Raw genomic sequence first — 214 nt, forward strand, 5'->3', positions numbered from 1 at the left:
ACATTTTATATAAAAGAACATACTCATAACAACTTAGATCAAGAAGCAATAGACTTTATAAATACAATAAAAAAAACAAGAACAGAAAAAAGCTACAAAATACCTTTACTATGGGCATTTTATAATAATGGAAATATAAAGCTAAAAATAGATGAAGATGACATATATAATTCCTTTAAAGAATTCTATAGCAACAAAGAAAATGCAAAAGACT

1 protein-coding gene is annotated in these 214 nt (G+C 23.4%); it reads left to right on the forward strand.

All coding sequences use genetic code 11. From position 1 onward, the window contains the following. Window positions 1-214 (forward strand): hypothetical protein (locus tag G3997_RS03620; protein WP_296648240.1); only part of this gene is annotated, 214 nt, incomplete at both ends.

Source organism: Romboutsia sp. 13368, from assembly GCF_018336475.1.
GTDB lineage: Bacteria > Bacillota > Clostridia > Peptostreptococcales > Peptostreptococcaceae > Romboutsia.